Origin of the sequence: Paracoccus sp. UBA889 (assembly GCA_002294185.1) — a bacterium.
GTDB lineage: Bacteria > Pseudomonadota > Alphaproteobacteria > Rhodobacterales > Rhodobacteraceae > Paracoccus.
The window spans coordinates 68,481-91,186 of the sequence record DBFD01000041.1 but is presented as its reverse complement, the minus strand read 5'-3'; the positions used below and the strand labels follow the sequence as shown (position 1 = coordinate 91,186).

General features: G+C 67.1%; 26 protein-coding genes and 1 tRNA gene. 22 read left to right on the top strand and 5 right to left on the bottom strand.

Translation table 11 applies throughout. The features are described 5' to 3' along the window. Positions 1–74 precede the first annotated feature (74 nt). Positions 75–623: a hypothetical protein gene (locus B4L36_RS07190; RefSeq protein WP_292954488.1), complete on the top strand. Its 549-nt coding sequence runs from the start codon at positions 75–77 to the stop codon at positions 621–623. A 160-nt stretch (positions 624–783) separates the two neighbouring features. Here B4L36_RS07190 and B4L36_RS07185 read toward each other — a convergent pair. Continuing rightward, positions 784–860: transfer RNA gene (locus tag B4L36_RS07185), tRNA-Met, on the bottom strand. A 212-nt stretch (positions 861–1,072) separates the two neighbouring features. On the opposite strand from B4L36_RS07185, the gene B4L36_RS07180 reads away from it, so the two are divergent. From B4L36_RS07180 to B4L36_RS07095, 18 genes are all read left to right on the top strand, one after another. Continuing rightward, positions 1,073–2,032, top strand: a complete 960-nt coding sequence (locus B4L36_RS07180) for an AAA family ATPase (protein WP_292954484.1) — start codon at positions 1,073–1,075, stop codon at positions 2,030–2,032. Beyond that, positions 2,026–2,856: a DUF58 domain-containing protein gene (locus B4L36_RS07175; protein ID WP_292954481.1), complete on the top strand. Its 831-nt coding sequence runs from the start codon at positions 2,026–2,028 to the stop codon at positions 2,854–2,856. The genes B4L36_RS07180 and B4L36_RS07175 overlap by 7 nt, the downstream gene beginning before the upstream one ends. Continuing rightward, positions 2,853–3,194: a hypothetical protein gene (locus B4L36_RS07170; RefSeq protein ID WP_292954478.1), complete on the top strand. Its 342-nt coding sequence runs from the start codon at positions 2,853–2,855 to the stop codon at positions 3,192–3,194. Before B4L36_RS07175 ends, B4L36_RS07170 begins: the two co-directional genes overlap by 4 nt. Next, positions 3,191–4,141 carry a VWA domain-containing protein gene (locus tag B4L36_RS07165; RefSeq protein ID WP_292954475.1) on the top strand — a complete coding sequence of 317 codons (951 nt, stop codon included), beginning with the start codon at positions 3,191–3,193 and terminating at the stop codon, positions 4,139–4,141. The genes B4L36_RS07170 and B4L36_RS07165 overlap by 4 nt, the downstream gene beginning before the upstream one ends. Beyond that, positions 4,129–5,028 (top strand): VWA domain-containing protein, encoded by a 900-nt coding sequence (locus B4L36_RS07160; protein WP_292954472.1) that lies wholly within the window; start codon positions 4,129–4,131, stop codon positions 5,026–5,028. The genes B4L36_RS07165 and B4L36_RS07160 overlap by 13 nt, the downstream gene beginning before the upstream one ends. Further along, positions 5,025–5,645 carry a hypothetical protein gene (locus B4L36_RS07155; RefSeq protein ID WP_292954469.1) on the top strand — a complete coding sequence of 207 codons (621 nt, stop codon included), beginning with the start codon at positions 5,025–5,027 and terminating at the stop codon, positions 5,643–5,645. Before B4L36_RS07160 ends, B4L36_RS07155 begins: the two co-directional genes overlap by 4 nt. Next, positions 5,639–6,814 carry a hypothetical protein gene (locus tag B4L36_RS07150; protein WP_292954466.1) on the top strand — a complete coding sequence of 392 codons (1,176 nt, stop codon included), beginning with the start codon at positions 5,639–5,641 and terminating at the stop codon, positions 6,812–6,814. Before B4L36_RS07155 ends, B4L36_RS07150 begins: the two co-directional genes overlap by 7 nt. Positions 6,815–6,969: 155 nt before the next feature. Beyond that, positions 6,970–8,568, top strand: a complete 1,599-nt coding sequence (locus tag B4L36_RS07145) for an ABC transporter substrate-binding protein (protein ID WP_292954463.1) — start codon at positions 6,970–6,972, stop codon at positions 8,566–8,568. A gap of 105 nt (positions 8,569–8,673) precedes the next feature. Next, positions 8,674–9,666 (top strand): ABC transporter permease, encoded by a 993-nt coding sequence (locus B4L36_RS07140; protein WP_292954582.1) that lies wholly within the window; start codon positions 8,674–8,676, stop codon positions 9,664–9,666. 8 nt (positions 9,667–9,674) lie between these two features. Then, positions 9,675–10,574: a nickel transporter permease gene (gene nikC / locus B4L36_RS07135; RefSeq protein WP_414692152.1), complete on the top strand. Its 900-nt coding sequence runs from the start codon at positions 9,675–9,677 to the stop codon at positions 10,572–10,574. Beyond that, positions 10,571–11,455: an ABC transporter ATP-binding protein gene (locus B4L36_RS07130; RefSeq protein WP_292954457.1), complete on the top strand. Its 885-nt coding sequence runs from the start codon at positions 10,571–10,573 to the stop codon at positions 11,453–11,455. Before nikC ends, B4L36_RS07130 begins: the two co-directional genes overlap by 4 nt. Positions 11,456–11,530: 75 nt before the next feature. Beyond that, positions 11,531–12,283: an ABC transporter ATP-binding protein gene (locus B4L36_RS07125; RefSeq protein WP_292954454.1), complete on the top strand. Its 753-nt coding sequence runs from the start codon at positions 11,531–11,533 to the stop codon at positions 12,281–12,283. A gap of 97 nt (positions 12,284–12,380) precedes the next feature. Then, on the top strand, positions 12,381–13,337 hold the full coding sequence (locus B4L36_RS07120) for a hypothetical protein (RefSeq protein WP_292954451.1): 957 nt from the start codon (positions 12,381–12,383) through the stop codon (positions 13,335–13,337). Positions 13,338–13,346: 9 nt separating this feature from the next. Further along, on the top strand, positions 13,347–13,475 hold the full coding sequence (locus tag B4L36_RS07115; protein WP_292954448.1) for a hypothetical protein: 129 nt from the start codon (positions 13,347–13,349) through the stop codon (positions 13,473–13,475). Then, positions 13,472–13,852, top strand: coding sequence for a hypothetical protein (locus tag B4L36_RS07110; RefSeq protein ID WP_292954445.1), 381 nt, complete (start codon positions 13,472–13,474; stop codon positions 13,850–13,852). Before B4L36_RS07115 ends, B4L36_RS07110 begins: the two co-directional genes overlap by 4 nt. A gap of 76 nt (positions 13,853–13,928) precedes the next feature. Continuing rightward, complete coding sequence (locus B4L36_RS07105) at positions 13,929–14,984, top strand: aldo/keto reductase (protein ID WP_292954442.1); 1,056 nt, start codon at positions 13,929–13,931, stop codon at positions 14,982–14,984. Positions 14,985–15,148: 164 nt separating this feature from the next. Further along, complete coding sequence (locus B4L36_RS07100; RefSeq protein WP_292954439.1) at positions 15,149–16,072, top strand: DnaJ C-terminal domain-containing protein; 924 nt, start codon at positions 15,149–15,151, stop codon at positions 16,070–16,072. Then, positions 16,069–16,404 (top strand): hypothetical protein, encoded by a 336-nt coding sequence (locus B4L36_RS07095; protein WP_292954436.1) that lies wholly within the window; start codon positions 16,069–16,071, stop codon positions 16,402–16,404. The genes B4L36_RS07100 and B4L36_RS07095 overlap by 4 nt, the downstream gene beginning before the upstream one ends. Positions 16,405–16,604: 200 nt before the next feature. Here the strand turns inward: B4L36_RS07095 and B4L36_RS07090 are convergent, their stop codons facing one another. After that, positions 16,605–16,841: a DUF1289 domain-containing protein gene (locus B4L36_RS07090; RefSeq protein ID WP_292954433.1), complete on the bottom strand. Its 237-nt coding sequence runs from the start codon at positions 16,839–16,841 to the stop codon at positions 16,605–16,607. Positions 16,842–16,906: 65 nt separating this feature from the next. Further along, on the bottom strand, positions 16,907–17,413 hold the full coding sequence (gene mntR, locus B4L36_RS07085) for a manganese-binding transcriptional regulator MntR (protein WP_292954430.1): 507 nt from the start codon (positions 17,411–17,413) through the stop codon (positions 16,907–16,909). Positions 17,414–17,602: 189 nt separating this feature from the next. Here mntR and B4L36_RS07080 point away from each other — a divergent pair, with 189 nt between their 5' ends. Next, the gene (locus tag B4L36_RS07080; RefSeq protein WP_292979008.1) at positions 17,603–18,859 is read left to right on the top strand and encodes an Nramp family divalent metal transporter; all 1,257 of its coding nucleotides are present in this window, start codon (positions 17,603–17,605) and stop codon (positions 18,857–18,859) included. 133 nt (positions 18,860–18,992) lie between these two features. Here the strand turns inward: B4L36_RS07080 and ruvX are convergent, their stop codons facing one another. Both ruvX and ccmI read right to left on the bottom strand, forming a co-directional pair. Continuing rightward, entirely contained in the window at positions 18,993–19,460 is a 468-nt protein-coding gene (gene ruvX, locus B4L36_RS07075) for a Holliday junction resolvase RuvX (protein WP_292954424.1), read from the bottom strand. Further along, complete coding sequence (gene ccmI / locus B4L36_RS07070; protein ID WP_292954421.1) at positions 19,457–20,683, bottom strand: c-type cytochrome biogenesis protein CcmI; 1,227 nt, start codon at positions 20,681–20,683, stop codon at positions 19,457–19,459. The genes ruvX and ccmI overlap by 4 nt, the downstream gene beginning before the upstream one ends. A gap of 212 nt (positions 20,684–20,895) precedes the next feature. Here ccmI and B4L36_RS07065 point away from each other — a divergent pair, with 212 nt between their 5' ends. Then, a complete protein-coding gene (locus B4L36_RS07065; RefSeq protein ID WP_292954418.1) occupies positions 20,896–22,152 on the top strand; it encodes a sarcosine oxidase subunit beta family protein in 1,257 nt (418 codons plus the stop codon). Positions 22,153–22,242: 90 nt separating this feature from the next. Then, positions 22,243–22,518, top strand: a complete 276-nt coding sequence (locus B4L36_RS07060; protein WP_292954415.1) for a hypothetical protein — start codon at positions 22,243–22,245, stop codon at positions 22,516–22,518. Positions 22,519–22,706 lie beyond the last annotated feature (188 nt).

Below are 22,706 nucleotides of genomic sequence, written 5' to 3'. Positions count from 1 at the left end.
CACTCCGTTTCGCGTAGACAGGATCACGCGCCGCTGAGTATAGCGTGAGTGTGATGATTTGATTGGAGATTGAGATGCGTATCGGATCCGCGATTGCTGCTTTCGTGATGCTGGTCGGGACGGGGCACATGGCTTCTGCCGCCACCGTCATCAAGCAACCTTCGACGATCACTCTCGTCAGGCATGAGTATGATTGCAATTATTGCCAACCCGGCCAGGTAAAGCCGGTGGCAGGAATTCTGAATGGCCTAAGCACCGGGAATCCTGCCACCGGGATCGTCACATTCACTTTCGATGACGACTCGATGGCCATCGACATGCAATATGGAAACGGTCAGGAAATAAGCTCGCCTGGTCGCCTCGCGAAGTGGGAAGAAGGCGTATACTGGACTGTTGGCGCCGCTCCTGCTTGGCGCATCGACATCGACTGGGACACCATGTCGGGTCTTTTCAGCTACGAAGGCGACGAAACGCCGTATCTCTCTGCGTGGGCCGTGTCATTCTCGCCCAGCCCTGTTCCCGTGCCGGCTGGCGCCGCCCTCGTTCCTGTCGGGATCGGCGCTTTCGCCTTCCTGCGCAGGCGCCGGCGGGCGAATTCGGATGGCTCTCAGGCCGCCGGGTAGGGCCGACGAACACCGGTCTGCGCCCTGGTGGACCGCCATATTTCGGATCGGTCCGGATTGCCGGGCCGTTTGCCCGAGAATGTGATCGAGGGTGGCTCGGATCCGACATCCGCCGGACCTCCGCACGGTGTTCCCGCTTTCGCAATCAAGTCGGGGTTTCTGGTAGCGGAGGAGGGATTTGAACCCCCGACACAAGGATTATGATTCCTCTGCTCTAACCAACTGAGCTACTCCGCCACGGGTGGGGGCGATGTAAGGGAGGGCGCAGGGGGCGTCAAGCGGTTTTCACCCGGTTTCTCGTGGCATCAAGACAGGTTCGCCCGGTCGGTCGGACCGGCGCCGGGCCGCGCGCCGATCAGACCAAAGTGGCATGGGCGATTGGTCGATCCGGGCTGGCGCGGCGCGCGCTTGCGCGGCAGACTGGCCCCGTTCAGCGCAAGGAGGAGGCGATGAACGACGTCCGGGTTGAAACCGATGCCATCGCGCGTCTGGGCGGTCAGATCGGCGCGGCGCTGATCGGTCACGACATGCTGGTGGAACGGCTGCTGATCGCGCTGCTGGCCGGCGGCCATGTGCTGATCGAAGGGCCGCCGGGCATCGCCAAGACCCGTGCCGTCAAACATCTGGCCGCGCATCTTCCGGGCAGCCATGCGCGCATCCAGTGCACGCCCGATCTGCTGCCATCGGATCTGACAGGCACGCAGGTCTTCCGTCCCGAAACCGGGCATTTCGACTTCATGCCCGGTCCGATCTTCCACAGTCTCGTGCTGGTGGACGAGATCAACCGCGCGCCCCCCAAGGTGCAATCCGCGCTGCTGGAGGCGATGGCCGAGCGTCAGGTGACATCGGGCGGCATCACGCGACCGCTGCCCGATCCGTTCATGGTCGTGGCCACGCAGAACCCGATCGAACACGAGGGCACCTTTCCGCTGCCCGAGGCGCAGCTTGACCGCTTCATGCTGCATCTGCGGCTGGATCTTCCCGATGCGGTGGCCGAACGCGCGATCCTCGATCTGGTCGAGGCCGAGGGCATGGCGCCGCCCTCTGACGTTCCGAATGTCGTCACGGCCAAGGATCTGGCGCGGGCGCGTGACCGCGTCTCGCGGGTGCATCTGGCTCCGGCGCTGAAGGATTTCATCGTCCGGCTGGTCATGGCGACGCGACCCGGCGGCGCGGTGGCGGAATGGGTTGAACATCCGGTATCGCCGCGTGGTTCGCTGGCGCTGGCGGCAGGGGTGCGCGCGCGTGCCTGGCTGCATGGCCGCGATCACGGCTTGCCCGAGGATGCCGAGGCGCTGGCCGCAGATGCACTGTCGCACCGGATGGTGCCTGCGTGGCAGGCTGTCAGCGAAGGGCGAAGCAGGCGGTCCCTCGTTGCCGATGCGCTAGCCGCGGTGCGACCGTGGTAGTTCCGGCCGGCTTGCCCGATGTCGCGGGGATCCGGCTGCAAGCGGCCGAACTGCTGGCCCTGCGCGACGAAGCGACGGCCCCCGAAAGACAGCGTCCTGCCACCCGGCGGACCGGAGCGGTGGCGGCGCGACTGCCCGGCAGCGGCATGGATCTGCGCGAGATCCGCGCCTATGTCGCGGGGGACGATCCGCGCCGGCTGGACCCGGCGGCGACAGCGCGCACCGGCCAGCCGCATGTGCGCAGCCTGCACGAGGATCGCGACGACACCACCCTGCTGGTCGCCGATTTCCGCGCGCCGATGCTGTGGGGCACCGGCGCGGCCTTGCGATCGGTCCGCGCCGCGCGGCTGCTGGCGCGGGCCGGATGGCTTGCGGCGCGGCGCGGCGGCTCGGTCGCGGTCCTGTCGGTCTCGGGTGCGGGACTGGCCGAGATGCCGTCCGCCACGGGCGAGGCGCAGATGGCCGCGATCGCGCGATTGCTGGCGCATCAGCACGATCGCGCGCTGGCCGAACCGGGCGCGCCCGGCCTGACCGAAGCGCTGTCCCATGCCGCCCGGCTGGCGCCCGCCGGCGGGCGCGTGGTGCTGGCGACTCTGCCGGGCGGCTGGTTGCAGGCCGAGGCGGCGCTGACCGGGCTGTCGCGGCGGCGCATGGTCAGCGTCGCGCTGGTGCTGGACGAAGCCGAAATCGCGCCCCCGCGCCCGGCCCTGACCATCAGCGACGGCCGGCGCAGCCGTCTGGCACGGTTGCTGGCGCCCGATCTGCGGCCCGAGATCGCGCGCCTGCGCGCCCTTGGCGCCAGCCCGTTCGAGGTCCGGCCGTGACGCAAGATCAGTTGCTGGCGGCCCTGGCCCCGCCGCGCCTGCCGGCTGGCATGGCGGTCATGGACTGGCGCGAGGATCTGGGCCTGCTGGGCCTGGGATTGCTGGTCGGATTGGCGCTGTTTCTGGCGCTGCGGCCCTGTCTCGACCGCCGCCCCTCGCGCCGGGCGCTGATCCGCGCCACCCGCGGATTGCCCGGCCCCGAGCGGATCCTTGCCGTGGCCCGGATCCTGGGCCACCTGCCCGACGCCTTGCGCGCCGCCGCCTATGGTGCCGCGCCGCCCCCCGATGACGGCCGGATCGAGCGTGTCGCCCTGCGCAGCCGCAGGAAGCGGGGATGAGCCTGTCCGCGCCGCTGCTGCTGATCCTTCTGCCGCTGCCGCTGCTGGTGCGCTGGCTGACCCCGCCCCTCGCCGTGCCTCGGCCTGCGCTGATCCTGCCTGCGCATCTGGCTGCGGCGGCCGCGGCAGCCGGCGTCGCGAACCGACGTCGCGGTGTCTGGCTGGCCGGGCTGGGATGGCTGCTGCTGGTGGTGGCTCTGGCCGGCCCGCGTGTTCAGGCGGTCAGCGACATCGTTCCGGCCTCGGGGCGCGACATCGTTCTGGCGCTGGATCTGTCGGGCAGCATGATGAAAAAGGATTTCACGCTGGACGGCGGGCCGGTGACGCGGCTGGAGGCGGTCAAGCGCACGGCGGCGGCCTTCGTCGCGTCGCGCCGCGGCGATCGGATCGGGCTGGTGATCTTCGGTGAAAGGGCCTATTTCGCCGCGCCGCTGACCTTCGACGTGAATGCCGTGGCGCGGGCCATCGACGAGGCGCAGATCGGCATTTCGGGCCGCGGCACCGCGATCTCGGACGGGATCGGGCTGGCCACCAAACGGCTTGCGGCCAGCGATGCGCCCTCGCGGGTGATCGTGCTGCTGTCGGACGGGGTGGATACCTCGGGCAGGGTTCCGGCGGTCGAGGCGGCGCGGCTGGCGCGCGACCACGGCATCCGCATCCATTCCATCGCCCTTGGCCCCGAGGATCTGGAAAACCGCCCCGCCTCGCGCGATGCCGTCGATACGGCGACGCTGCGCGCCATCGCGCGGCAGGCTGGCGGTCAAAGCTTTCGTGTCCGCACGACCGGCGACTTGCGCGACATGGCCGGCAGCCTGGACCGGCTGGAGCCGAACCCGTCGGACCGGCCGTCGATGCGGGTCTGGCGATCCCTGTGGGTCTGGCCCGCCACGGGCGCGGCCCTTTGCCTGCTGCTGATCGGTATCAGGAGGCGCGGTTGGACGGGCTGATCCTGTTGCGGCCGCTCTGGCTGATCGGATTGCTGCCGCTGGCCGGGCTGGTGGCGCTGATCCTGCTGCGCATACCGGATGCCGGCGGCTGGCAACAGGTGATGCCACGTGACATGCTGCGCGCGATGCAGGCACTTGGGGCGCTGACCGGGCGACAGAGGCCGTGGCAGCTTCTGCTGGCGCCCGCCGGCCTGGCGGCGCTGGTCCTGGGGCTGGCGGGGCCGGCGCTGCCCCGCGGAGATGCGCCGGTGCTGGTGCAGACCGACGCGGTGGTGCTGGCGGTCGATCTGTCGCCATCGGTTGCGCAGGGAGGCGCGCTGAGCCAGGCGAAATTCGCGGCGGCGGGGCTGGCGCAGGCGCTGGCGGGACGGCCGGTCGGCCTGGTGCTGTATGGCGGCGAGGGATTCACGGCCTCGGCTCCGACGCTGGATATCGCCAGCCTGCGGACGCAGATCGGGGTGCTGGATTCAGAGACCATGCCGGGACAGGGCACGCGCGCCGCCGCCGCGCTGGCACGGGCGGGGCAGATGCTGGAGGGATTGCAGCGTGCCGATCTGATCCTGATTTCGGACGGCGGCGGCATCGACGCCGCCGCCACGGCCGAGGCCGACCGACTGGCCGACCGGGGCGTGCGCATCTCGGCCCTGCGCGTCGAGGGGCTGGCCCGGGGCGCATCGGTCCCGCCGCCCGATGCTCTGGCCGAGCTGGTCCGGGGCGGCGCCGTCGCGACGCTGGCGAATCTGCCGGGTCTGGCGGCTCGGTTGCGCCGTGGCGGTGCGCTTCGGCGCGATCCGGTGCTGCGATCGCTGCAATATCGCGATCTTGGTCCGTTTCTGGCCGCCCTTGCAGGTCTGCCGCTGTTGCTGATGCTGCGGAGGCAGCGGTGAGGCCGGCGGCCCTGCTGATCCTTGCGGCCGGTCTGGCCGCGCTGGCGGTTGCGGGGCCGTCGGCGCTTGGGCGGCTGGCCCTGCGCGCAGGCTGGGACGGCGCGGCGGTGCGGTTGCTGGACGATCCGGCGGCGCGCGGCGTCGCCCTGTTCCGGCTGGGCGACTACAAGGCCGCCGACGAGGCTTTCGCGGCGGCGGGACGCGGCCAGACCTATAATCGCGGCCTCAGCCTGGCCGCGACCCGGGAATACGCGCTGTCGGTTGCCTATTTCGACGCGACGCTGTTTGCCAATCCGACCGACGATCAGGCCCGTTCCAATCGTGACCTGGTGGCGGCGCTGGCGCCCGTGGTGGTGGGCGAAAGCACGGCGCCGGGCCGCATCAAGGGCGCGGGCGGCGCACCCGCCGGGGACAGGCCGATCACCGATCTGCTGGCCAACCTGTCCGGCCCGGAATGGCAGCGCAGGCTTGACGCCAAGGGCCTGGCCGCGACGGATGAGTGGCTGGACACGATCGCCGACGATCCGGGCGCGTTCCTGAAGCTGCGCATCCGGGCCGAATTCGACCGCCGCGCCCGGATGGGTCTGATCCGGCCGGTAGAGGGCGATCCATGGTGACGCGCCTTTTCCTTGTCCTGCTGCTGGCGATGGCTTCGGCGGCGCGTGCGGAACAGCCGATGGCGCGGCTGATGCTGCTCTATGATCGCGGCAATCCCGTCGTCGCCGAGATGATCGCGCTGACGGTGCGCGGCGAATATGACCTGACCGTGTCGCTGGAGCAGATGCAGTTTCCCGATTCGCGCGAGTACGACTGGATTCAGACCGCTCGCGACGATTGGCGGAAAGAGCGGGTCAACGGCAAGCTTCTGCAAATCTTCGAACGCAGGATCGCGGTGTTTCCGCGCCGTGACGGGCCGGTCAGGATCGGCCCGGTGACACATCGGCTGACCTATGTCACTGCGGACGGCCAGCGCGCCACGCGGGACGTGACCGCGCCGCCCGTCAAGATCGGCGTCAAGCCGTTTCCCGGCGGCTATCGTCCGCTGGCGGCCAGCCAGTTGACGCTGACCGACGACCTGTCGGCCCAGCCGGGGCAATTGCGCAAGGATCAGGTTCTGACCCGCCGCGTCACCATCGAGGCGCTTGGCGCGATGGCCCATGACCTGCCGCCGCGTCCCGACCTCAGCGAGCCGTGGCTGATCAGCTTTACCCGGCCCGAAATCCGCGAGACGGTCCTGACGGAAAAGGGTCCGGTGGCCCGCGTCGTCTGGGAATGGGAACTGCGCCCGACCACCGGCGAGCCCGCGATCCTGCGCGCCGCGGCATTTCCGTGGTTCGACACCGACAGCCGTCGGATCGAGGTCGCGGCAATGAAACCCATTCCTTTCGGTTTTGCCGGGTTCGGCGCGAATTCCGGATCCGCGGACAAGGCGGCGGCACGGCAGGACGCGGCCGCGGTCATGCTGGTGGGGGCGGGGATGGCGTCTGCGCTGGCGCTGCTGCTGCGCGGGCAGGGGATCGCGGGTTCTGGCCGGCTGCGACGGCGCATTCGGCAAAGTCTGCCCAGCCCGCATGGACGCGCCATGCGACGCGCCGCAAGGTCCGGCGATCTGCCCGCCTTGCGCGCAGCCGCCCAGCGGCATCTGCGCTGGAACGGACGCCCCGCTCCGGTGATCCTGGCGCGGCTGGACGATCAGCTTTATGCTGCCGCGCCGCCGGCGGGTTTCGACGCGCGGGCCTGGTTGGCGGCATTTCGCAAGGCGCTGAAATCGCGGATCCGTCGCTGACAGGCGCGGCCGCAGGTTCGGGGATACGCCACCGGGCGAAACGCCCGGCACGCCGTCGCGCAAGCGGGGCCTTGTCTCTTTTCCGACATTGCGCCACGTTGATCGGCATGAAACCCGGCTCACGGGGCATGACCAACCGACAGGGAAAAACGACCATGAAAGCTTTGCTCACTTCGCGTGCGATTCTTCTGGCATCGGCCATCGCCGTCGCGCCCGCCGCTTTTGCCCAGACCCCGGCCGACGTGCTGGTCGTCGCCGCCACCATCGACGACATCATCACGCTGGACCCGGCGCAGTCCTTCGAGTTCTCGGGCAACGACGTCACCCAGAACCTTTATGACCGGCTGGTCGATTTCGATCCGATGGACATGGAAGCCGGCTTCAAGCCCAGCCTGGCCGAAAGCTGGGAGATCAGCGAGGACGGCAAGACCATCACCTTCAAGATGCGCGACGGCGTCAAGTTCCATTCCGGCAATCCGGTCCGCGCAGAAGACGCGGCCTGGTCGATCCAGCGCGCCGTGAAGCTGAACAAGACGCCTTCCTTCATCCTGACGCAGTTCGGCTTTACCCCCGAAAACGTCGACGAGATGGTCAAGGCCGACGGCAACACGCTGACCATCAAGCTGGACAAGCCCTATGCCCAATCCTTCGTGCTGAACTGCCTGACCGCCAATATCGGCAGCGTGGTGGACAAGGAACTGGTCATGAGCAACGCCGAGGGCGACGACATGGGCAATACCTGGCTGTCCAACAACGACGCGGGTTCGGGGCCTTTCGTGCTGAATGCCTGGCGGCCGAACGAGGCGGTCCAGATGACCGCCTTCCCGGATTATTTCCAGGGCGCGCCGGCGATGAGCCGCGTGATCGTCAAGAATGTCGCCGAATCCAGCGCGCAGCGCCTGCAACTGGAACAGGGCGACATCGACGTGGCCCGCAACCTGTCGCCCACGGATGTCGATGCGCTGCAAACCGCCGACGGCGTCAAGATCCAGGACGAACCGCGCGGCCGAATTCTTTATATGGGCTTGAACCAGAAGGACGAATTGCTGTCGAACCCCGCCGTGGTCGAGGCCATGAAATACCTGGTCAATTACGACGGCATCGCGGGCAGCTTCCTGAAGGGCCAGTTCAAGGTGCGCCAGGCCTTCCTGCCCGAAGGCTATCTGGGCGCGCTGGACGAAAACCCCTGGACCTATGACGTCGAGAAGGCCCGGAAGATTCTGACCGATGCCGGGATCGAGGGCGGCACCATCACCACCAAGATCCGCGATCTGCGGGAATATGTGGATACGGCACAGACCTTGCAGGCGTCGATGGCCGAGGTGGGGTTGACGCTGAACATCGAACAGATGACCGGCGCGCAGGTTCTGGACGCCTATCGCGCCCGCGAGGTGCCGATCTTCCTGGGCGAATGGGGCCCGGATTATTCCGACCCGAACACCAATGCCGCGACCTTCGCCTATAATCCCGACAACAGCGACGAGGCGCGGGCGACCGGCCTGCTGGCCTGGCGCAACGCCTATGCGGTACCGCAGTCGATGAACGAGGCCACGGTGGCCGCGACGCTGGAACAGGACACCGACAAGCGCGCCCAGATGTATCGCGACATCCAGAAGCAATATCAGGCCGAGGCCCCGATCATCCCGCTGTTCCAGCGCATCGAACCGACCGGATTGCGCGACAATATCCAGAACTGGAATTCCGGACGCTCGGTCACCTCGGTCATGTATCGACAGGTGACGAAGGGCGAATAGGCCTTGTCTTCCGCGGCCGACCTGAACACCGGGACCGGACGGGGCAAGACCCCGCCGGAACCGGGCGGTCACCGCGCCGCGGCGACGCGGCGCAAGGCCAGACGCATCGGCGGCGTCCTGCTGTCGCTGCTGCTGACGATGCTGGGTCTGTTGCTGGTCACCTTCGTGATCGGCCGCGTCATGCCCATCGACCCGGTGTTGAAGGTCGTCGGCGATCGCGCCACCCAGGCGCAATACGACGCCGCCTATCAGGCGATGGGGTTGGACCGGCCGCTCTATGTCCAGTTCGCAGGCTACGTGGGCGAGGTGCTGACCGGCGATTTCGGGCGCTCGATCTCGACCGGGCAAATGGTCATCGACGACATCAGGCGGGTCTTTCCCGCGACGCTGGAACTGGCGACGCTGGGCACGCTGATCGGCGTGTTCGCGGGCGTGCCCCTGGGCGTGATCGCGGCCGCCCGGCGCGGCGGCATCGTCGATCAGGTCGCCCGCGTGGTCGCGCTGGTCGGCTATTCGATGCCGATCTTCTGGCTGGGCCTGATGGGCCTGTTGATCTTCTACGGTATTCTGGGCTGGGTCGGCGGGCCGGGTCGCCAGGGCATCATCTATGACGGCATGGTTCCCAAGGTCACCGGGCTTCTGCTGGTGGACACCCTGGTCGCGGGCGATTGGGGCGCGTTCAAGGACGCGTTCAGCCACATCATCCTGCCCGCCTCGCTGCTGGGCTATTTCAGCCTCGCCTATATCAGCCGCATGACCCGCAGCTTCATGCTGGAACAGCTTTCGGCCGAATACATCACCACCGCCCGCGTCAAGGGCCTGTCCGAGAGCGCGGTGATCTGGCGCCACGCTTTCCGCAACATCTCGATCCCGCTGGTCACGGTCATCGCGCTGTCCTTCGGCTCGCTGCTGGAAGGATCGGTGCTGACCGAGATCATCTTCTCGTGGCCGGGCCTGGGCCAATACATCACCAAGGCGCTGCTGGCCGGCGACATGAACGCGGTCCTTGGCGGCACGGTCGTCGTCGGGACCTCTTTCGTGGCGCTGAACCTGCTCAGCGACATCCTGTATCGCGTGCTGGATCCGAGGTCCGAATGAGCCGACAGATGACCCGCCGCGCATGGCTGCTTTCCGATGCGCCGCAGACCCGCAACCAGGCGCGGCTGGGCGCGATCTATCAGGGCTGGCTGACATTTCGCGGCAACAAGCTGGCCATGTTCGGGCTGGTGATCCTGATCCTGCTGATCGCGATGGCGATTTTCGCGCCGCTGCTGGCCCCGCAAAACCCCTTTGCGCAGGATCTCGCGAACCGGCTGAAACCGCCATCGGCGCAGAACCTGCTGGGCACCGATGCGCTTGGCCGGGACATCCTGTCGCGCCTGATCCACGGCTCGCGGATCACGCTGTTCATCGTCGGCACGGTGGCCCTGATCGCGCCGATCATCGGACTGTTCATCGGCACCGTGGCGGGCTTCGCGGGGGGCTGGGTCGATCAGGTGCTGATGCGGATTACCGATATCTTCCTGGCCTTCCCCAAGCTGATCCTGGCGCTGGCCTTCGTGGCAGCACTTGGTGCAGGGATCGGCAACGCGGTGCTGGCGCTGGCGCTGACAGCCTGGCCGCCCTATGCCCGCCTTGCCCGGGCCGAGACGCTGACCATCCGCAACGCGGACTACATCGCCGCCGCCCGCCTGCAAGGGGCGGGGCGCATGCGGCTGCTGATCCGGCACATCTGGCCGCTGTGCCTTTCGTCGCTGATCGTGCGGGTGGCGCTGGACATGGCGGGGATCATCCTGTCGGCGGCGGGACTGGGCTTTCTGGGTCTGGGCGCGCAGCCGCCGATGCCGGAATGGGGGGCGATGATTTCGGACGGGCGGACCTATATCCTGGATTTCTGGTGGGTCGCGGCGATGCCCGGGCTTGCCATCTTCATCGTCAGCCTTGCCTTCAATCTGCTGGGCGACGGGTTGCGCGACGTTCTGGACCCGAAGGGCGCAAAGGAATGAACGCGCCGTTGCTCTCGGTCCGGGATCTGCGGGTGGCCTTTCCGACGCGGCAGGGCATGTTCGAGGCGGTGCGCGGCGTCAGCTTCGACCTGGGGCGCGAAAGACTGGGCGTGGTGGGCGAATCCGGGTCGGGCAAATCCATGACCGGCCGCGCGATCCTTGGCCTTGTCCGTCCGCCGGGCCGGGTCACCGCCCGGCGGATGGACCTGCATGGCCAGCCGATCCTGAATCTGTCCGAACGCAAGATGCGCAAGATCCGCGGCAGCCGGATCAGCATGGTCATGCAGGATCCGAAATTCAGCCTGAATCCGGTGATGACCATCGGCGACCAGATCATCGAGGCCTATCGGCTGCATGCCGGCGGCCCGAAGGGCGCGGGCCGCGCCAAGGCGCTGGAAATGCTGGAGGCGGTCCAGATCCGCGACCCCGAACGGGTCATGGGCGCCTATCCGCACGAGGTCTCGGGCGGGATGGGTCAGCGCATCATGATCGCGATGATGCTGGCGCCCGACCCCGAGATTCTGATCGCCGACGAACCGACATCGGCGCTGGACGTATCGGTCCGGACCGAGGTGCTCAACATCATGGACCGGCTGGTCCGCGATCGTGGCATGGGACTGATCTTCATCAGCCACGACCTGAACCTGGTCGCGCAATTCTGCGACCGGGTGCTGATCATGTATGCCGGACGCATCGTCGAGACGCTGGCCGCCAAGGATCTGCATGCCGCCCGCCACCCCTATACGCAGGGCCTGCTGAACAGCCTGCCGCGCCTCGATGCGCCGGTCGAACGCCTGCCGGTGCTGCAACGCCAGGACACGTGGCGCGACGGCGATCCGATCACCGAAAGCCTTGAAACCGAACTTCCCGGAGGCTTGTGACATGGTCCTGCTTCGGTCCGGAAATATCCTGCGGGGGTGCTGGGGTGCAATATCCCGGCCCGCGCCGGTGCCGCCATGCTGACGGTCGACGATCTGAATGTCTGGTTCGGCTTTGCGCCCGACCGTGTGGACGCGGTCCAGCACGCCGCCTTCACCGTGGCCAGCGGCGAAAGCTTCGGTCTGGTCGGCGAATCGGGCAGCGGCAAATCGACGATCCTGCGCGCCATTGCGGGACTGATCGACACCTGGTCGGGCAGCATCGAGGTGGACGGGCAGGCCGTCACCGGAACCCGCCGCAGCCGCGCCTTTCACAAGACCGTCCAGATGGTCTTTCAGGATCCCTATGCCAGCCTGCATCCGCGCCATTCGGTCGATGCGGTGCTGTCCGAGGCGCTGAAGCTGCAAGGCATGGACGATATCGACGCCCGCATCACCCGGCTGCTGCAGGATGTGGGACTGGGACGCGGCTTCCGCTTCCGCTATCCGCACCAATTGTCGGGCGGGCAGCGTCAGCGTGTGGCCATCGCCCGCGCGCTGGCGGCCGAACCGCGCCTGCTGTTGCTGGACGAACCGACCAGCGCCCTGGATGTCAGCGTTCAGGCCGAGATCCTGAACCTGCTGACCGATCTGCGGGCGGAACATGGCCTGACCTATGTGATGGTCAGCCACGATCTGGCCGTTGTCGGGCATATGTGCGACCGGCTGGCGGTGATGCAGCATGGCCGCATCCTGGAAGTGATGGATGTCGATGCCCTGCGCCGCGGCGCGGGCAAGACGGATTACACCCGCCACCTGATCGAAGCCTCGGCAGGCTACATCCGGGGCTGAGGGCCTTTCACGCCGCCCTCATGGCGAATTCACGCCGAACTCCTAGACCTGGTACCGCGCCGCATGTCGCGGCGTGTCATATCGTCAGGGGTTTGAAATGGGTCGCTCATGTCGCGAGATCCAGGAATGGGTCGAGGAACAGGTCGAAAGGCCGATCGAGGAATGGGAACAGCGGCAGGAACAACGCTGCCGCGAAGAGCCATGCAAATGGTGGATGCTGTGCCTGAACAAGTTGTTCTGCTGGCTGGTCTGGGTCGCGGTCAAGGTGGTCCGCTGGGTCGTCGTGACAATCGGCAAATGGGTCGTGCGCGTCGTCTGCACGATCGTCAATGTCATCCTCGACGTGATCGCCTTCGTGATCGGGCTGATCCTGTCTATCCCGGTGATCGGCGGGATCATCCGGACGGTGCTGAACTGGCTGACCGAAATCGTCTGGCGGCTGGTGGGCATCCTGGATTTCGTGGCCAGCCTCGCGGGTATCCGGCCGCGCAAGAAGATGTATTTCGGGATCATCATTCCGGTCATCGACGGCACGCCCCTGGCCACCGAGGCCGCTTTGCAGCCGCAGGTCGATGCGGTGATCGAGATCTATGACCGCACCTGCAACATCGATGCGCGCTTTACCGGTTTCTGCCAGACCCGTGTGTCGCCTCCGGGTGGCAGCATCAGCGTGCAATGCGGCGCGGGCGGCTTTTTCGCCGATTGGTGGGTGGATGGCTCGTGGTTCGAACTGGTCCAGAGCCTGTGCAAATTCGAAAGCGGCTGGCGGCGGATCATCGGCTATGGCGCCGAGCTGATCGGCATCGTCGTCAACGACATCCAGCCGCCCTCGACCATCGGCTGTTCGATGGCGGGAACCCATAATTACGTCACCATCGAGCCGCGCGTGGCGCGGGCGACACTGGCGCATGAACTGGGCCATGCCTGCCTGCTGCCGCACGACGAATCGGCCGGCAATCTGATGAACGCCAGTGTCGTCGGCGCGGCCTTTCCGGTGCTGTCGAACCTGCAAGTCGCCATCGTACGGGGCTCGCGCCACGTCACCTATCTGTAGGAGGTTTCCATGACCGACAAGAACGAACACGACCATGGCAAGGGCCGCGGCTGCGGCGCACCCCATCCGCTTTTCGGGCTGGCCATAGCCGCCGCCATCGTCGCGGTCGCGGCGGTGCTGGTCCTGGCGCTGACATGAAACCGGCAACCTGCGTGATCCGTTCGGCCGATGATCTGCGGCTGCTGACGGATGCCGCCCCGCCCGCGCGGCTGATCCTGGACCTGCCCGGAAAGCCGCGGGACGAGGTTGCGGCGCGGCAGGCGCGGCTGTCCGCAACTCTGAGCGCCTGCGGCTGTGCCGCGGGCGCGGTCGGGTTGCTGGCCGGGCTTTGTCTGGCGCCGATCGCCGGGCTGACGGGCTGGCTGCCGGGGCAGGGCGCGGCCCATGCCGCGATCGGTGCGCTGCTGCTGGCCAGCCTTGGCGGCGTTGCGGGCAAGCTGGCGGGGCTGATGCGCGCCCGCCGCGCGATCCGGGCCGAGATCGACGCCCTTTCGCGCTGGATCGAGGCCGAGTGAGCAATGGCGCCGGGCCGGGTTGCACCCGGCCTGGTTATCGCTACCGTCCGCAGCGCGTCAACGAAGCGGAGCGGTCATGAAACGGGTCACACTGGGCGGCAGCGACATCGAGGTCAGCGCGATCTGCCTCGGCACGATGACCTTCGGCAACCAGACGGACGAAGGCGATGCCCAGAGGCAGATGGATCGCGCGCTGGACGCGGGGATCACCTTTTTCGACAGCGCCGAGATGTATCCCGTCAATCCGGTCCGCCGCGAGACGATCGGCGCCACCGAAGAGATCGTCGGCCGCTGGCTGGCCGGGGCCGGCCGGCGCGAGCGCGTCGAAATCGCCACCAAGATGACCGGACCCAGCCAGATGGTCCGCGATGGCGCCCCCTGCGACGGCGCCACGATGCGCGCGGCCATCGATGGTTCGCTGCGGCGGTTGCGGACCGACCGGATCGATCTCTACCAATTGCACTGGCCGGTGCGCGGCACCTGGGCGTTCCGGCAGAACTGGTCCCATGCGCCGAAGGCAGACAAGACCCGCATACTGGATCACATGGCCGACATTCTCGCGGCCGCGTCCCAGGCGCGGCGGGCGGGCAAGATCGGCGCCTTCGGCCTGTCGAACGAAACCGCATGGGGGCTGGCGCGCTGGTGCGACGTGGCGGACCGGACCGGCGCGCCCCGACCCGTGGCGATCCAGAACGAATATTCGCCGCTCTGCCGGCTTTATGACACCGATCTGGCCGAGACGGCCGTCCAGGAGGATGTGACCCTGCTGGGATTTTCGCCGCTGGCGGCGGGCCTGCTGACGGGAAAATATTCCGGCGGCGCGGTCCCCGGGGGCAGCCGCGCGTCGGTGGACAAGGCGCATGGCGGTCAGGGCCGGCTGGGTGGGCGTCTGACCGCCCGAGCCATCGCCGCCGCCGACGCCTTCGGCGCGCTGGCCTCGGGTCACGGCTGGGATCGGGTTCACATGGCCGTGCTGTGGCAAGCGACGCGGCCCTTCAAGGCGATCCCGATCATCGGCGCGACCTCGGTGACACAGCTCGATCACCTGCTGGCCGGAATGGACCAGGCGTTGCCCGAGGATCTGGTCCGCGCCATCGACCGGCTGCACAGGGATCACCCGCAACCCTATTGACGCCGGCGTCGCGCTTTCGTCCGCAACCGCGCCCGGTCGGGCATCGTCCCGGGGCCGGGCCAGGGCGACGAAGCCGCCCCCCGCACAGCCGGCCGGGCGAGGCTTGATGAAACCGGCGCAGGTTCTATCTTGTTGATCCGAAAGACGGGCAAAGGGGGCAGAAGATGGCAGGCGATCCATATGCAGATCTGGGATTGACCAGATCGGCCAGCGAGGCCGAGATCAAGAAAGCCTATCGCAAGATCGCCAAGACCGATCATCCGGACCTGAACCCCGATCCGGCGGCCACCCAACGCTTCAAGGCCGCATCGGCGGCCTATGATCTGTTGAAAGACCCCGAACAGCGCCGCCGCTTCGATGCCGGCGAGATCGACGAACAGGGTCACGAACGGCCACAGCGCCGCTATTACCGCGATCATGCGGAGGCGGCCGGCAATCCCTATGCGCAGAATTATGGTTTCGAGGGCGATCCGGATCTGTCGGATGTGTTCTCGGATCTGTTCGGGCGCCGGGCGGCCGGAGGATTCGGGCAGGGTTTCCGGCAGGAGGGCGGGCGCGAATTCCACATGCGCGGACAGGATTACCGTTTCGCCCTGGAGGTTGATTTCATGACCGCGGCCAGGGGCGGCAAGACCCGGATCTCGCTGCCCGAGGGCGGCGATCTCGAGGTGACGATCCCCCGGGGCGTGCGTGACGGGCAGACGATCCGGCTGAAGGGCAAGGGCGGCGCGGGCATGGGCCAGGGCGGTCCGGGGGATGCCTATCTGACCGTCTCGGTCGCGCCCCACCCCGATTTCCGTCGCGAGGGCGACGACATCTTCCTGACGCTGCCGATCACGCTGGACGAGGCGGTTCTGGGCGCCAAGGTCGCGGCGCCGACAGTGGACGGGCCGGTGAACCTGACCATCCCCAGAGGCGCCACCACGGGCCAGAAGCTGCGCCTGCGCGGGCGCGGGATCAATGGCGGCGACCAGCAGGTCGAACTGAAGATCGTGATGCCGCCGAAGGTGGACGGCGATCTGGCGAAATTCATGGAGGGATGGCGCAAGTCGCATGGCTACGACCCACGCCGGGGGATGACGATATGAGCCGCTATTACACCGAAACCGAAGTCATCGCGATGGTCGAGGAACTGACCCGGCCGCGCCTGCGCCGCTATTGCCGGGCGCGCATCGTGCAGCCGGTGACGACGCCCGATGGCCCCGGTTTCCGCGAGGCCGACCTGGCGCGCCTGCAATTGCTGTGCGATCTGGCCGATTGCCACAACCTGCCCGAGGACGGGTTGCGCATGGTCATGTCGCTGATCGACCAGCTGAACACCGCCCGCGGCGACATGCGGGCGCTGATGCAGGCGGTCGCGGCCGAACCCGACGAGGTTCGCATTCGCATCCACCGCAGCATTCGCGGCAGGCGCGGCTGAGGCGCCAGATCGCCGCGCGATCCTTGCGGTGCGGCGTCAGTCATCCGGAGATCCATCAGGCCGGATTTCCCATGCGAATTCTTTCGGCCCCGCTTCCTGCGCTGTGCCAGGCCGCGCCCGGCCCGGCTGGGCTCGGAATGGCGGGGCAAGGGACATATCGGGCAAGGCGCTGTTCTGGTCGTTCCGGGACGACCGAGCCGCTACCCGTCGCGCCGGCCATTCCGGCCGCCACGGCGTCTTTTCAGCAGCGGTTTGCGGGCCGGCAGTTCGGCGATGACCGCGCGCCGCGTCTCGGCGGGCATCGAGGCCCAGCCGGCGATCTCGTCCAGCGTGCGGTAGCAGCCCACGCAGATACCCTCGTGCGGGTGTATCACGCAGATGTTGATGCACGGACTTTGCGGTTCGGTGCGGGTCCATATGGGCGGGGCGTCGGTCATGGCGGCACGCTAGGCGCGGGTCCGCAGCCGGGCAAGCCGGGAAGCGACGCTTTCGTGACGCAATGTCACCTCGGGTCACGGACCGGGCCATGCCCGGCCGGGTCGCGCCCGATCGGGTCTTCGGCACGCGCCTGGTCCGAGGTCGATCCCTGTGCTTTCAGGAACGCCTCGAAGGCCGACAGGGTCCGGCGCGAGACATGGTGCTCGATCCCTTCCGCGTCGATCTCGGCGACATCTTCGGGAACGCCGACGGCGATGAGCAGTTCGGCCACCGTGCGGTGACGGGCGCGGACGCGATCGGCAAGATCGGCCCCGTCGTCGGTGAGAAAAACCCCGCGATAGGGGCGCGCCGTCGCCAGACCCTCGCGCTTCAGCCGCGAAATCGCCTTTGTTGCGGTCGGCTGGGCGACCCCCATCCGTTCGGCAATATCGGCCACCCGCGCTTCGCCCAGTTCCGCGATCAGATCCCCGATCAGTTCGGCGTAATCTTCCAGCAGGGCGCGCGACTGCTTTTCCCGCGCCCTCGCAAAGCGGTCGGCCTGCTTTTTTGCCGGCGTCGTTCTGTCGGTCATGGGCAGGCTCTTTCGAAAGCGTGAAGAGGATTTATAGCCAAAGCTATTCGGTTTTACCAACCGATAATCGGCGTGATCGCGGCAGCCGGACGGCACCCCCTTGCGCCGGGCATAGCAATGGCTATATTCCATTGATCACGCAATCATTGTTAGTCCATGCAAAAACTGACCTACCGAACCCGACGTGGAATGACAGATGTCCTGACCGGCCACCGCAAGGATTGGCGCGGCCGTCTTCTGTTCGCGGGGCCGGCGGTGATCGCCTCGGTCGCCTACATGGATCCGGGCAATTACGCGACGAACATCCAGGCGGGCGCGGGCTATGGCTATCAGTTGCTATGGGTCGTGCTGCTGGCGAACCTGATCGCCATGCTGTTTCAGGCGATGTCGGCCCGACTGGGGATTGTCACCGGCAAGAACCTGGCGGAACTGTCCCGCGACAACTTTCGAAAGCCCGTGGTATGGGTCATGTGGGTGGTCAGCGAAATCGCCGCCATGGCCACCGACCTGGCGGAATTCCTGGGCGGGGCGATCGGGTTGGCGCTGCTGTTCGATCTGCCGCTGATCGTCGGCATGGCGATCACCGCCATCATCACCTATGCCATCCTGATCTTTGAACGTCAGGGATTTCGCCCGATGGAGCTGATCATCGGCGCGCTGGTCATTGTGATTGGCCTTTCCTATCTCGCCGAAACGCTGATCGCGCCCATCGACTGGAAATCCGCCGGGATCGGCATGTTTCAGCCGGCCCTGCCGGACGGCAATGCCCTGATCATCGCGGTCGGCATCATCGGTGCCACCGTGATGCCCCATGCCATCTACCTGCATTCCGGTCTGACCCAGAACCGCATTGAAATCCGCGACGAAAGGGACCGCCGCCGGGTGCTGAAATTCTCGAACATCGAGGTCGTGGTCGCGCTTGCGATCGCCGGCATGGTCAACATGGCGATGGTGATGATGGCGGCAAGCGCCTTTCACATGGGCTACCCCGAGGTGGCCGAGATCGAGACCGCCTATTACACGCTGACGCCGCTGCTTGGCGCCGCGGCCGCCGGCATCTTTCTTGCCTCGCTGATCGCCTCGGGCATTTCAAGCTCGGTCGTCGGCACGATGGCCGGGCAGATGATCATGCAGGGTTTCCTGAGGTTTCGCGTCCCGATCTGGCTGCGAAGACTGGTCACGATGCTTCCCGCCTTCGTCGTTGTCGCGATGGGCGTGAACGTGACGCAGGCGCTTTTCCTCAGCCAGGTGGTGCTTTCCATCGCCTTGCCCGTCCCCATGATCGCGCTTCTGATCTTTTCCATGCGCAAGGACATCATGGGCGAATTCGCGGTGGGAAAGCTGCTGGGTTCGCTGGCCGCCATGGCGGCGATCATTGTGCTGGGGCTGAATTTCGTGCTGCTGGGCGATGCCTTCGGGATACCGGTGCCGTTCCTGGACGGTTGATTGCGGTCCCGAGGCCGGCAGCGGGGCCGTGAGGAGCCGCCCACCGCACGTCGTTGCGGAATCCGGCTGAGCTGAAATCCGCGGCCGACCCCGACCGGATTCGCCGGGCGCCCGGATGCGGCTGCCAGCGACGTCAGGGCAGATTGCGCAGCCGGTCCAGGGCGCCCTGCAAAATATAGGCCGCCGCCACCTGGTCGATGACCTCTGCGCGCCGCTTGCGCGAGGTATCGGCCTCCAGCAGCGCCCGTTCGGCAGCGACGGTCGAAAGGCGTTCGTCCCAGAAGCCGATAGGCAGGTCCGTCAGGCGCGACAGGTTGCGGGCGAAGGCGCGGGTGGATTGGGCGCGGGGACCCTCGCTGCCATCCATGTTGCGCGGCAGGCCAAGGACCAGGCCGGCAAGGCCGCGCTCGGCTGCGGCTGACAGCAGCGCGGCCGCGTCCAGCGTGAATTTCCGGCGGCGGATTACCGTCAGCGGAGAGGCCACCTGCCGCAAGCCGTCGCTGACCGCCACGCCGATGGTCTTGGTGCCAAGATCAAGCCCGGCCAGCGCGCCGGTGCGGGGCAGGGTCGCGGCAAAATCCGCGATATCCTCGTGGATCACTCGGTCAGCCCCGAGGATTGCGCCGCCGCACGCACCGTCGCCAGAGCCTGAGGCGCCGAGGCGAAACGCTGCTGCGCCTCGTCCCAGATGGCGCGCGCCCGATCGGCATTGCCCAGCACCGTCAGGGACGTGATCAGCCGGGCCCATTCCTCGGGCGAACCGCCCTGTTCGGCCAGCCGCGCCTCGAGCTGCGAGACCATGCCGCCGATCATCTCGCGGCGTTGCTCGGGCGTCATGTTCTCGGCTGCGGCCATCGCCTCGGCGTCGGGACCGGGCAAAGCCGGGGCCGTCGCCGAGGGCGGCGTATAGTCCGGCTGACCCGCCAGCCATGCAAGATCGGCGATGGATTGGCTGATCGGCGGAATCCAGGGCGCATCGGGCGGTCCTTCCTCAAGAAGCTGGCGCCACAGCGGAAAGGCACGGTCGGGACGGCCATTCTGAAGTTGCAGGATGCCCAGCATATAGCGCGCCTGCGGCTGCGTCGGGTCAGTCTGCAGCGACCGGGCCAGAACCGCCTCGGCCTCGGGCGTGATCAGGCCACCTGCGGCTTCGGTCATCAGCGCCGACAGACGCATCAGTTGTTCCGCGCTGGCGCGGTCGCCCAGAACCTCGATCAGCCGCTGCTGGGCCTCGCGTGCGGCCCGGACATTGCCCAGCCGCGCCTCGTGCGTGGCCAGAAGCGAAAGGCCCTCGGGATCCTGCGGATTTTTGGCAACCGCCTCGCGCAGCTTCTGAACCAGATTCTCGTATTCGGCATCGACGGTCGGCGCCTGGGCCGCGGGTGCCTGGGCTTCGGCCTGTTCCTGGCTGGGCCGGCTTTCATAGGCCTGCTGGGCCAGCGCAAGGCGCCGCGCAAGCGGCAGATCGGCCACGCCGGGCGCGCCTTCGCGCAGATACACTGCCATGCCGCCGCCAAGGGCCACCAACAGGATCACCCCGGCCCAGAGTGCGGTGCCGCCGCGGGCGGGGGCAGGGGCATCGGCCATGCGGCGGTCGGCATCCAGCACCTTGCGGCCGATCTCGGTGTGCAGGCGCTGCGCATCCTCGGGGGCGATCACGCCGCGTTCCAGATCGCGATCCACCTCGCGAAGCTGATCGCGATAGACGCGCAGGTCATAGGTCGCGGACGATTCTGCCCGGGCACCGTCGCGGGCGCGCCAGATCGGCAAGAAGATCGCAACCGCGACCAGCAAGGTCAGTGCGGCGGAGAATATCCAGAACATCGCGTGCCCCCCAAAATCGCCTTTCTTCCTAAAGTTCTTTGCGGCCGAGCGGAAGTGTCGCAAGGTCGCAGTCATTCACGTCCGCGCCAGAGCCCGCCTGCCCGCTGCGCCAGGCGACCGCATGTCGCATTTGGCGCCGATCTGCCGCATCCACTCTTGAGGCCGGCGCGGCCAGTCGCCATGCTGCGCGCAACGTCTGTCAGGGGGTGGGCATGTCTCAATCGCGCCGCTATTCGGTCTTTGCCATCGCCCGCGAGGCGTTTCGCGAACATCGCGGCTGGTCCAGGGCATGGGCCAGCCCCGAGCCGCGCCAAAGATACAAGGTGGTGATCGTGGGCGCGGGCGGGCACGGATTGGCCACGGCCTATTACCTCGGCCGGAACTTCGGCATCACCGATATCGCGATCATCGAAAAGGGCTGGCTGGGCGGTGGCAATACCGGTCGCAACACGACCATCATCCGCAGCAATTATCTGCAGGATCCCTCGGCTGCCATCTATGACAAATCGTTGAAACTGTACGAGACCCTTTCGCAGGATCTGAACTACAACGTCATGTTCAGCCCGCGCGGCCTGATCATGCTGGCGCAGACCGAACACGAGGTGCGCGGCTACAAGCGCACCGTCCATGCCAACAACCTGCAAGGCGTCAGCACCGAATGGATCGAACCCGCACGGCTGAAGGAACTGGTGCCGATCATCAATCTGGACGGGCCGCGCTATCCGGTTCTGGGCGGTCTGTATCAGGCGCGCGGCGGCACCGCGCGCCATGATGCGGTGGCCTGGGGCTATGCCCGGGCCTGTTCGGACATGGGGATGCACGTCATCCAGAACTGCGAGGTCACGGGGATTGAAACCGATGGCGGCGCGGTGCAGGCCGTCAATACCAGCAAGGGCCGCATCGGTTGCGAGAAGCTGGCCCTGGTCGTGGCGGGTCATTCCAGCCAGCTTGCCGGGATGGCCGGTTTCCGCCTGCCGATCGAAAGCGTCGCCCTGCAAGCCCTGGTCAGCGAACCGATCAAGCCTTGCATGGATGTGGTCGTCATGGCCAACACCGTGCACGGCTACATGTCGCAATCCGACAAGGGCGAGATGGTGATCGGAGGCGGCACCGACGGTTTCAACAATTTCACGCAGCGCGGCTCCTGGCATCACGTCGAGGAAACCGTCCGCGCCCTGGTCGAGACATTTCCGATGATCTCGCGTCTCAAGATGTTGCGGCAATGGGGCGGAATCGTTGACATGACCGGCGACCGCTCGCCCATCCTGTCGACGACGCCGGTGGACGGAATCTTCGTCAATTGCGGTTGGGGCACCGGTGGTTTCAAGGCGATTCCCGGATCCGGCTGGGCCATGGCCGAACTGGTGGCGCGGGGCCGTCCCGGTCCGTTGGCCGCGGGGTTCGGGCTGAACCGTTTCCGCGAAGGGCGTTTTGTCGACGAATCGGTCGCGGCCGGCGTGGCCCACTAGCATGAACCCGCTTATGTTGATTTTACCCGGAACCAGTCATGCGGGCCATGAATTGCCTCTCCATACGGTTGAAATCCGAAAGGAAAGATCATGGCTGAAGGCAACAACAACAATAACAACCTCTATTTCATTGTCGGCGGCATCGTCGTCGTGGTGGCACTCCTGTTTTTCTTCATGTCCGGAGGCGACGTGGAAAGCCCTGCGGCAGACGCAACGATGCCCGCGGCAGAGACCACCACTGCCCCGGCCACGGCCGACACAACCACCACCACCGACACGGCACCTGCTCCTGCGGATACCGCTCCTGCGGACACCGCTCCGGCCGACACGGCCCCTGCCGGGGAACCTGCACCCGCGTCGAACTGAGCCGAATCCGGCGCGGTCCGTCGCGCGAAACAAGATCGGGTCCGGGGGCGCGCAGTCCCCGGCCCCTGCACGCCGAGAACCGCCCCGATGACGCGCGATCCGGCGCTTGAAGCGCAGCTTCTGGATGATCTGGGCCATCCTGTCGGGGTGACTGGCCACGCGAAGTTCGGCGGCTATTGTCACATGAT

Bases quoted from the DNA above. Each gene is read 5' to 3' on its own strand.
- B4L36_RS07190 (WP_292954488.1), top strand. From the start codon at position 75: ATGCGTATCGGATCCGCGATTGCTGCTTTCGTGATGCTGGTCGGGACG.
- B4L36_RS07180 (WP_292954484.1), top strand. From the start codon at position 1,073: ATGAACGACGTCCGGGTTGAAACCGATGCCATCGCGCGTCTGGGCGGT.
- B4L36_RS07165 (WP_292954475.1), top strand. From the start codon at position 3,191: ATGAGCCTGTCCGCGCCGCTGCTGCTGATCCTTCTGCCGCTGCCGCTG.
- B4L36_RS07150 (WP_292954466.1), top strand. From the start codon at position 5,639: ATGGTGACGCGCCTTTTCCTTGTCCTGCTGCTGGCGATGGCTTCGGCG.
- B4L36_RS07145 (WP_292954463.1), top strand. From the start codon at position 6,970: ATGAAAGCTTTGCTCACTTCGCGTGCGATTCTTCTGGCATCGGCCATC.
- nikC (WP_414692152.1), top strand. From the start codon at position 9,675: ATGACCCGCCGCGCATGGCTGCTTTCCGATGCGCCGCAGACCCGCAAC.
- B4L36_RS07130 (WP_292954457.1), top strand. From the start codon at position 10,571: ATGAACGCGCCGTTGCTCTCGGTCCGGGATCTGCGGGTGGCCTTTCCG.
- B4L36_RS07125 (WP_292954454.1), top strand. From the start codon at position 11,531: ATGCTGACGGTCGACGATCTGAATGTCTGGTTCGGCTTTGCGCCCGAC.
- B4L36_RS07120 (WP_292954451.1), top strand. From the start codon at position 12,381: ATGGGTCGCTCATGTCGCGAGATCCAGGAATGGGTCGAGGAACAGGTC.
- B4L36_RS07115 (WP_292954448.1), top strand. From the start codon at position 13,347: ATGACCGACAAGAACGAACACGACCATGGCAAGGGCCGCGGCTGCGGC.
- B4L36_RS07110 (WP_292954445.1), top strand. From the start codon at position 13,472: ATGAAACCGGCAACCTGCGTGATCCGTTCGGCCGATGATCTGCGGCTG.
- B4L36_RS07105 (WP_292954442.1), top strand. From the start codon at position 13,929: ATGAAACGGGTCACACTGGGCGGCAGCGACATCGAGGTCAGCGCGATC.
- B4L36_RS07100 (WP_292954439.1), top strand. From the start codon at position 15,149: ATGGCAGGCGATCCATATGCAGATCTGGGATTGACCAGATCGGCCAGC.
- B4L36_RS07095 (WP_292954436.1), top strand. From the start codon at position 16,069: ATGAGCCGCTATTACACCGAAACCGAAGTCATCGCGATGGTCGAGGAA.
- B4L36_RS07090 (WP_292954433.1), bottom strand. From the start codon at position 16,841: ATGACCGACGCCCCGCCCATATGGACCCGCACCGAACCGCAAAGTCCG.
- mntR (WP_292954430.1), bottom strand. From the start codon at position 17,413: ATGACCGACAGAACGACGCCGGCAAAAAAGCAGGCCGACCGCTTTGCG.
- B4L36_RS07080 (WP_292979008.1), top strand. From the start codon at position 17,603: ATGACAGATGTCCTGACCGGCCACCGCAAGGATTGGCGCGGCCGTCTT.
- ccmI (WP_292954421.1), bottom strand. From the start codon at position 20,683: ATGTTCTGGATATTCTCCGCCGCACTGACCTTGCTGGTCGCGGTTGCG.
- B4L36_RS07065 (WP_292954418.1), top strand. From the start codon at position 20,896: ATGTCTCAATCGCGCCGCTATTCGGTCTTTGCCATCGCCCGCGAGGCG.
- B4L36_RS07060 (WP_292954415.1), top strand. From the start codon at position 22,243: ATGGCTGAAGGCAACAACAACAATAACAACCTCTATTTCATTGTCGGC.